The sequence below is a fragment of the Aquipuribacter hungaricus genome, from assembly GCF_037860755.1.
GTDB classification, from domain to species: domain Bacteria; phylum Actinomycetota; class Actinomycetes; order Actinomycetales; family JBBAYJ01; genus Aquipuribacter; species Aquipuribacter hungaricus.
The window spans coordinates 1-1,751 of the sequence record NZ_JBBEOI010000399.1 but is presented as its reverse complement, the minus strand read 5'-3'; the positions used below and the strand labels follow the sequence as shown (position 1 = coordinate 1,751).

General features: G+C 75.0%; 2 protein-coding genes. One reads left to right on the top strand and one right to left on the bottom strand.

Annotation, left to right across the window (positions count from 1 at the left end; translation table 11 throughout):
* Positions 1–585 (top strand): DUF3152 domain-containing protein (locus WCS02_RS20125; protein WP_340296084.1); only part of this gene is annotated, 585 nt, incomplete at its 5' end.
* Positions 586–610: 25 nt separating this feature from the next.
* Here WCS02_RS20125 and WCS02_RS20120 read toward each other — a convergent pair.
* A partial coding sequence (locus tag WCS02_RS20120; protein ID WP_340296082.1) for an AI-2E family transporter occupies positions 611–1,751 on the bottom strand: 1,141 nt, incomplete at its 5' end.

The window sequence follows — 1,751 nt, the reverse complement described above, 5'->3', positions numbered from 1 at the left end:
GCGCCGACCCCGACCGCTGCCGCGGCGGGTGCACCCGCCGCGGCACCGGCCGTCCCGGTCGAGGTGCCCCGCGCGGGCGACGGCAGCTTCGCGGTGGCCCCGGGCACGGGCGAGCAGGTGGGCGACGGCCGCCTGGTCCGCTACACCGTCGAGGTGGAGGGCGGGCTCCCGCTCGACCCGGCGGAGGTCGCCGGGGTCGTCGAGGAGGTCCTCGCCGACCCCCGCTCGTGGACCGGCGACGGGGCATGGGCGCTGCAGCGGGTCGACGCGGACCCCGACGCCCGCATCGTCGTGGCCAGCCCGGACACCACCGACCGGATGTGCGCGCCGCTGCGCACCCGCGGCGAGGTGTCGTGCCGCAACGGCGACGACGTGGTGCTCAACGCCCGGCGGTGGACGCGCGGCGCGACCACGTGGGGCGACGACGTCGACGGCTACCGCCGCTACGTCGTCAACCACGAGCTGGGCCACTACCTGGGGAACGGGCACGTGCCCTGCCCCGCGGACGGCGAGCCGGCACCGGTCATGCTCCAGCAGACCGTCGGCCTGCAGGGCTGCCTGCCCAACGCCTGGCCGCACCCCTAGGGGTCCCAGCGGGAGCGGCCTCGCGTCAGCGGGAGCGGCCCTCGCGCCGGTCGAGCTCCTGGGCCTCGTCCGACAGCCGCCGCAGGTCCTCGCCCTGCGGTGGCTCGTCGCCGACCATGATGCCCACCCAGCCCCTCCGGGGGTCGCGGTCGACCAGCAGCGCACGGGCCAGCAGCGAGGCCGGGATGGCGAGCAGCGCGCCGAGCGGGCCCAGCACGAAGCCCCACACCACGAGCGACAGGAACGACACGGTGATGCTGAGCCCGACGGCGTCGCCGACGAACTTGGGCTTCACGACGTTGTCGATGGTGTTGTTGATGACCAGGTAGCCGATGAGCACGTACAGCCCGGTGGCGGGGCCGCCGTCGAGCAGGCCGATGACCACCGGCGGGACGAGGCCGACGACGAGCCCGATGACGGGCACGAAGCTGGCCAGGAAGGCCAGCAGCCCCCAGAGCAGGGGCAGCGGCACGCCGAGCACCATGAGCAGCACGACGTCGAGCGCGGCGACGACGAAGCCGAACACGGCCGTCACCACGAGGTACTGCCGCACGCCGTGGGTGAAGCCGTGCAGCGCCTCGGCCGCCCGGGGGCGCAGCGCCGCGACGGCGGCCAGCTTGGTGTGCACGCCCCCGGCGTCGATGAGGACGAAGAAGAGCAGGGCGAGCACGAAGACGAGGTTCGACAGCAGCGAGGTGACGCCCTGCACGACGCCGAGCGCCAGCGAGAACGCCTGGTTGATGTCCACCTGCGAGATGACGTCGTTGATCTGGGCCTGGTCGACGCCGGCCTCGAGCAGCAGGTCCTCGCCCTGCGCGACGAGGTCGACGACCTCGTCGCGGTAGCCCTGCGCCTGGTCGGCGAACTGGAGCACCGACAGCAGGAGCGCCCCGGCGAACGCCGTGAGGGCCGCGTAGGTGACGAGCACGGTGAGCGTGAGCGCCAGCCAGCCCGGCAGCCGGAGCCGGCGCAGCCATGCCTGCAGCGGGTAGACGGCGATCGACAGCACGAAGGCCAGGAAGATCGGCGCGGCCAGCTCCTGCGCCGCGCGGATGCCGCCGAGCACGACGACCGCGGCGGCCAGGCCGAGCAGGGTGACGACCGGCGGGGGGAGGACCGGCGGCAGCGGGGGCGGCGGGGCCGCGACGACGGCGGGGCGGGCGGGC